This window comes from Allomuricauda sp. ANG21, from assembly GCF_040705235.1.
GTDB lineage: Bacteria > Bacteroidota > Bacteroidia > Flavobacteriales > Flavobacteriaceae > Flagellimonas > Flagellimonas marina.
In genome coordinates this window covers 165,706-172,345 of sequence record NZ_JBFCVT010000004.1, presented here as the reverse complement: position 1 = coordinate 172,345, position 6,640 = coordinate 165,706, and the positions used below count along the sequence as shown (strand labels likewise).

The window sequence follows — 6,640 nt, the reverse complement described above, 5'->3', positions numbered from 1 at the left end:
TCCACCATCCCACACGGGTCCTGTCCGGGTAGTAGACCCCTGCAATATAACTGCCCTGAAACGTTTCTCCGGAATAGTGTTCTTCAAAATTGGCACGTTGGCCCATGGCCCCGTTCCCCAAACTGAAAAGGCTTTCAGAAGATTCTACCTGTTCGCTGCTAAAACCCTCCTCTATAATGGACCAAGGGTCCGGTTTTATATAACTCTGATTCATATTTTTTGTATTAATTGATTGATGAAATTTATTTGTATTTCAGTAAAATCATTAAACCTATAGTGAGCTTTGGAAAGCTTATTGGATTTCCCAATCGCAATACTGGTCATCCCTGCCCGGTTTGCGGCCTCTATACCCGCCATAGAATCTTCAAAGACTATACAATCCTTAGAATCCATTCGAATCTGTTCGGCAGCAATCCTAAAAACTTCAGGGTCTGGTTTTGCTTCACTGACAACATTCCCATCCACAATAGCATCAAAAAAAGTATCGATACCAACCTGTGACAAAATTCTTTTGGCGTTTTTACTTGCCGATCCAATCGCCATTGGAATGCTCTCCGATCTCAAAAAATTCATTACATTCATAACCCCTGGAAGAATTACCGTTTCATCAACTCGGCTAATCAGCTCAAGGTATATCTTGTTCTTTTCTACAAGCCACTTTTCGAATTCATAACTTGTAAACTCATAATTGGAATTCAAGAGCAAAATTTCAAGGCACCTCACACGGCTCACCCCTTTAAATTGTTCAATAAGTTCGTTACTAAATCCGATCCCTAGTAGTTCTGCAAGTCTTTTCCATGCCATAAAATGATACTTTGCAGTATCCACAATAACTCCGTCCAAATCAAAAATAAACCCCTTACTAGTCATAATTAACTTGATATGAAATTGCCTTTTTATTCTTAATAGTTAGATTTAAAAGACCTGAAATAATCAAACTAATACCAGCGATAACCATAGCATTTATAGCATTGTCACCCAGTAATTTGTACAAAAAATTAATTCCCCCAACTGCTGCAATAATTTGCGGTATTACAATAAACATGTTGAATAAACCCATCATCATACCCATTTTTTGGGGATTTACCGAACTTGACAACATAGCGTAGGGCATTGACAAAATGCTACCCCAAGAAATCCCAACCAATGCGAAGGATAAGATTAGATAACGAGGAGAGGGAACAAAGTACATGGAAATAAAACCAATTCCGCCTAATATCAAGGATATCATATGTACTAGCTTCCTGTTCAATCTGCTTTTAGAAGTATAGTATGCCAACAGCAAAGCAAAAATCATGGATGAAAGCCCGTAAACCCCCATATACGAACCAACCGAATCGGCTGCGCTCTGATACTTTCCATTGGCAATTTCAAATGTAGAAACCTGCCCTGTACTGGATTCAAGAGCAGTGCCTTGAACAGGAATAGGTGCATCAAACACATGCTCAGTAAGTGCTGGTGTTGCAAGGCTCCACATTGTAAAAAATGCAAACCAGCTAAAAAACTGTATTGCACCAAGCTTCCGCATTGTAGGGTTCATATTCCTTATGGAGTCAACAATCTCATGAAAAAAATCAAACTTTCCTTTCCCTATTGATTTATCCCCTTTTTCAGGAGGGTATTCAGAAGTTGTAAGAATCGTATATAATATACTAGCTATGAATACAAATGCTCCTATTGAAAATGCGACCTTGACCGATGGAGGAACAACGCCGGGAGGGGCGTCGTTGGGAACACCCAGATTCGTAACCAGCCAAGGCAGATTACTTGCCACCCATGTGCCAACCCCAATTATCAATGTTTGGACAACAAATCCAAAGGAACGTTGTTCATCAGGTAACTTATCGGCCACCAAGGCCCTGAAAGGTTCCATTGAGATGTTGATGGACGCATCCAATATCCATAGAAATCCTGCCGCCATCCACAAATGAGGAGAATAGGGAACGAAGAATAAAGCCGTTGAACTTAGAATGGCACCAATCAAAAAATAAGGCTTTCTTCTTCCCCATCGGGGGCTCCAAGTATTGTCACTCAAGTACCCTACAATTGGTTGGACCAGCAGACCGGTAAGGGGTGCGGCCAACCAAAGAAAAGGTATTGATTCTTGATCGGCTCCCAATGTTTGAAACACCCTGGACATGAATCCACCTTGTAGGGCCATCCCAAATTGAATCCCAAGAAATCCGAAACTCATGTTCCAAATTTCCCAGAAACTTAGTTTCTGACGTTTCATTAAAAAGAAATTATATATGCTTAGAAAAAAAGCGAGAAAAGAATAATCTTCCCTAGCAAAACTTAATATGGGTGAGAAGAAAAATTAAGTTCTGACATAGCAAATATAAATTTTTTATTTAAATGTTGAAATTTTTGTTGATTTTGTTGTTTCCCGTTCTATGATTGAAGTTTTGACAATTTGCGTAGAAAAACCGTCAGACGATATTTCATCATCCAGCCTATTAATTAACATCTGAGCCGCTATTCTACCAATCTGAACAGCGTGTTGGGTCACTGTTGATAATGCAGGCGTAACAGATTTTGATAAAATACTATCGGTAAAAGCAATGAAAGAAATATCCTCCGGTATTTTGCGCCCTTGTCTTATAGCATTCCGCATACCCAAAACCGCAAATAGTTCATTTACTGAAAAAACGGCATCAAAGGTCTGGTTTTCAAATAGTTTCTGTATTTCCTCTTCACAGTTATCAATGTCTTCTATTTTAAGAATCAATTCTTCGACAACCGGAATATCATTTTCAGCTAATGCCTTTAAATACCCATCGGTTCGCATCTTGCCAACGTTTATATAGTCAACCGTAGTTAAAATGGCAATCCTTCTACAGCCTGTCTCCAAAAGATGGTTGACCGCATAATAGGCCCCCATCAAGTCGTCGACCACAACCTTATCACACAACACATTTTCAACAACTCTATCAAACATTACCAAAGGCATTCCTTGGTCAATCACTTCATAAAAGTGATGGTAATCCTTCACCTTCATGGTTTCCTTAGCTACAGCCACAATGAACCCATCTATACTCCCGTTGGCCAACAACTCCATATTCACAACCTCCTTGGAGAAGGATTCATCTGATAAACAAACAATTACGTTGTACCCTCTTTCTTCAGCCAATTCTTCCACCCCTTTGACAACAGTAGAAAAAAAGTGGTGGACTATTTCGGGAATGATAACACCAATATTCTTCGTTTTTCTGTTTTTTAGACTAATGGCTATACTATTGGGTTTATAGTTCATTAGTTTGGCAAATGCTTGTATTTTTTGGGTTGTTTCCGGTCCAATCTCCTTCATGTTTCTTAGAGCTTTTGAAACAGTTGATATGGAAACATCCAACTCCCTGGCTATATCCCTTATGGTTACTTTCTTACTCATTCTCGTTTACCGTTTCATAACATTGCATTGGACAATCCAAAAAGTAGGTTTTTTCTTACTATAGTAATGTTTTAATAAAGGTCTTGTTTTTTTGCGTAAAACTCAATTTTATAACAGATATATTGCCTTTTTATTAAAAAACTTATCCACACGAAAACGGTTTTCTAGTGTTTCGAAAACGGTTTTCTTCAATTAGCGGGTCAAAATCGCTTTCTCTTAACACTCTCTTTACATACTTTTAGACCGTGAGAAGACAAATTAGTAAGGCAAAAATTAACTAACCCTAAACAAACTAAAATGATTAAAAAAATTAGAAATAAGTTATTTCTACTTATATTTTTTACCTCCTCTTTGGGATATACCTTAAGTGCCCAAAGTACGGTATCAGGTACGATTACCGACGAATCTACAAACCAACCTATTCTAGGAGTAAATATTGTTGTCAAAGGCAGTTCAACAGGTACTACTTCAGATTTTGATGGCAACTATGCCATATCTGCAGAGATTGGTGACATACTCATTTTCTCCTACATAGGTTATAGGACGCAAGAAATCAGTGTATCAGATGAAACACTTAATGTAGTCTTACAGGAGGATACCGCCAATTTGGACGAAGTTGTTGTTATTGGCTATGGAACCACTACAGTTCGTGATGCAACAGGAGCCATTGAAAAAGTAGATACGGATGAATTCAATAATGGAGCTATAACCTCTCCTGAACAATTGATTACTGGAAAAACTGCTGGGGTAAGTGTAATCCCTCCTGGAGGACAGCCCGGACAAGCAGGTACCATTAGAATACGTGGGGGTAATTCTTCACTCTCCGCCAACAACAATCCTTTGGTAGTAATTGATGGTGTTCCTGTGGACCAAGGTACAACAAGAGGCAGTACAGTATCTCCTTTGAATACAATAAATCCAAATGATATAGAGAGTTTTGTTGTTTTAAAAGATGCATCATCGACGGCCATCTACGGTTCCCGAGCATCTGCAGGTGTAATTCTAATTACTACCAAACAGGGGGCTGTGGGCTCCCCCCTTCGTGTCCAAATAGATGCTAATGGTTCTGTAGGAACAGTTGCAAGAACTACAGATGTACTATCCGCACAAGAATATAGAGAAGCGGTTCAGCAAAGCAATAGCCCAAATGCAGCATTGGCCCTCCCCTTATTGGGTAATGCCAATACAAACTGGCAAAATCAGATTTTTCAAAAAGCTATAGGGACGAATACCAACTTGACCTTATCAAAGGGATACCAAAACTCATCCATACGCACTTCCATCGGGTACACCACTCAGGAGGGCCTTGTAAAGACCTCTAAATTCGAACGGACCTCTGGATCCATCAACTATAGACAATTTATGTTTGATCGCAGTCTCTCCATTGAAATGAACATAAGGGGAGCTTTGACGCAGGATGACTTTGCCAATCCAGGTGCCTTGGGAACCGCAGCCCAATTCGACCCAACACAACCTGTGTACAGTGGATCGGAGAACTATGGTGGGTTCTATGAATGGCTACAACCCAATGGAGATCCAAACAATTTAGCTCCACGGAACCCTTTAGGTCTATTGCTTCAATATGAAAACATTTCAAAGACTAAAAGAGCCATTGGAAATGTCAAATTTAACTATAATGCCCCCTTTTTAAAAGGTCTAAACGCCAATGTGAATCTTGGGTTTGATTATAGCGAAGTGGATGGAAATACGGATACCCCGGCATCTTCAGCTGCTGGATTTCTTGCCCAAGGAACAGTTACAAATTATGGAAGTCTCCGTAGGAGTGTTTTGGCCGATTTCTTTTTGAATTATGATCTGGAACTTGAAAAGCTTAAAAGCAAAATAGAAGTTATGGCTGGACACACGTTCCAAAAGTTCTATCGATTTAATTTCAATAACAATCAGCCTACTTTAGGGACTCCAACTTCATTCGAATTCGCCACACATAATGCGATAGAGTCCTATGTTGGGCGGTTGCGTTATTCTTTTGATAGTAGGTATCTTTTTAATTTCACCTTCAGAACTGATGGGTCTTCCCGGTTTGGTGGGGACAACAGATGGGGTGATTTCTATTCTGGAGCTTTTGCATGGAACATCTCAGAGGAAAAATTCCTTGAAAATTCCAAGGTTATTTCAAACCTTAAACTTCGATTGGGGTATGGGCAGACTGGCCAGCAGGAAATAGGCGTTGACTTTGGATACTTACCTGCTTATGTGAACGGTGCTGACGATCAGAGGTACCCTTTGGGAGATACCTTTTATAACACGGTCAGACCTTCTGGGTACGACTCAAATATAAAATGGGAAGAATCAGAAACCTATAATATTGGTTTGGATTACGGTTTTTTTGACAATAAAATTTCTGGAAGTATCGAATACTTTACCAGGGAAACAACAGATGTTTTAAACCTAATACCTGTAGCATCTGGAACAAACTTGACAAATCAGTTGACAACTAACATCGGGGATTTGGAAAACAATGGTGTTGAATTTACCCTTAGCACCTTATTGGCAAATAAAAAAGATTTTAGTTGGACTGTTGATTTTAATGCATCTTATCTAACCAATAAGATTTTAAAACTAAATATTGTGGACGACCCAAGTTTCATTGGCGTTCCAACGGGGTTTATTGGAGGAGGAATAGGCAACTCAATACAAATCCATCGAGTTGGCCACCCGCAAAGTTCATACTTGGTCTACAAACAGGTCTACAACGAAAGTGGAGTGCCAATTGAAGGCGTTTATGAAGATCTTAACGAAGATGGAATAATTGATAGTAATGACCTCTACATTAAGGAAAACCCTGCAGCAGATTATCTCATGGGACTATCCTCCTATACAAGGTACAAGAATTGGGATTTGAGTTTTACGCTTCGAGCAAGTATCGGAAATTATGCTTACAATAACGTTGCATCATCGTCTGGGAATGCATTCGGGTTACATTCATTAAATTCCAACAGAAATGTCCATGTTTCGTTTTTAGAAACTGGTTTTCAGAACAACCAATTATTTTCGGACTACTACGTACAGGAGGCATCGTTCTTGAAAATGGACAACATTACTTTGGGCTATGATTTTGGTGAATATCTCGGAGATGATATTGGACTGAGAATCAACGCAACGGTGCAGAACGCATTTACCATTACAAACTATGATGGCATTGATCCTGAAATAGCCAACGGAATCGACAACAATTTTTTCCCAAGGCCAAGAACCTTCCTTCTTGGATTAAACTTGAATTTTTAAAAAAAC

The 6,640-nt window shown here is 39.3% G+C and carries 5 protein-coding genes; 1 reads left to right on the top strand and 4 read right to left on the bottom strand.

Annotated elements, in window-relative coordinates; all coding sequences use genetic code 11:
* The 4 genes from AB1A65_RS07785 to AB1A65_RS07770 all read right to left on the bottom strand — a co-directional run.
* Positions 1-214, bottom strand: a 214-nt coding sequence (locus AB1A65_RS07785; protein WP_366587506.1) for a hypothetical protein, incomplete at its 3' end; no start/stop codon positions are given.
* A complete protein-coding gene (gene pgmB / locus AB1A65_RS07780; RefSeq protein ID WP_366587504.1) occupies positions 211-870 on the bottom strand; it encodes a beta-phosphoglucomutase in 660 nt (219 codons plus the stop codon). The genes pgmB and AB1A65_RS07785, both read right to left, overlap by 4 nt.
* On the bottom strand, positions 863-2,233 hold the full coding sequence (locus AB1A65_RS07775) for an MFS transporter (RefSeq protein WP_366587501.1): 1,371 nt from the start codon (positions 2,231-2,233) through the stop codon (positions 863-865). The genes pgmB and AB1A65_RS07775 overlap by 8 nt, the downstream gene beginning before the upstream one ends.
* Before the next feature lie 114 nt (positions 2,234-2,347).
* Positions 2,348-3,388 carry a LacI family DNA-binding transcriptional regulator gene (locus AB1A65_RS07770; protein WP_366587498.1) on the bottom strand — a complete coding sequence of 347 codons (1,041 nt, stop codon included), beginning with the start codon at positions 3,386-3,388 and terminating at the stop codon, positions 2,348-2,350.
* A 297-nt stretch (positions 3,389-3,685) separates the two neighbouring features.
* Between AB1A65_RS07770 and AB1A65_RS07765 the strand changes: the two genes are divergently transcribed.
* Positions 3,686-6,634: a SusC/RagA family TonB-linked outer membrane protein gene (locus AB1A65_RS07765; protein ID WP_366587495.1), complete on the top strand. Its 2,949-nt coding sequence runs from the start codon at positions 3,686-3,688 to the stop codon at positions 6,632-6,634.
* Positions 6,635-6,640 lie beyond the last annotated feature (6 nt).

Excerpts from the sequence above, each read along its gene's own strand:
- pgmB (WP_366587504.1), bottom strand. The coding sequence starts at position 870 with ATGACTAGTAAGGGGTTTATTTTTGATTTGGACGGAGTTATTGTGGAT.
- AB1A65_RS07775 (WP_366587501.1), bottom strand. The coding sequence starts at position 2,233 with ATGAAACGTCAGAAACTAAGTTTCTGGGAAATTTGGAACATGAGTTTC.
- AB1A65_RS07770 (WP_366587498.1), bottom strand. The coding sequence starts at position 3,388 with ATGAGTAAGAAAGTAACCATAAGGGATATAGCCAGGGAGTTGGATGTT.
- AB1A65_RS07765 (WP_366587495.1), top strand. The coding sequence starts at position 3,686 with ATGATTAAAAAAATTAGAAATAAGTTATTTCTACTTATATTTTTTACC.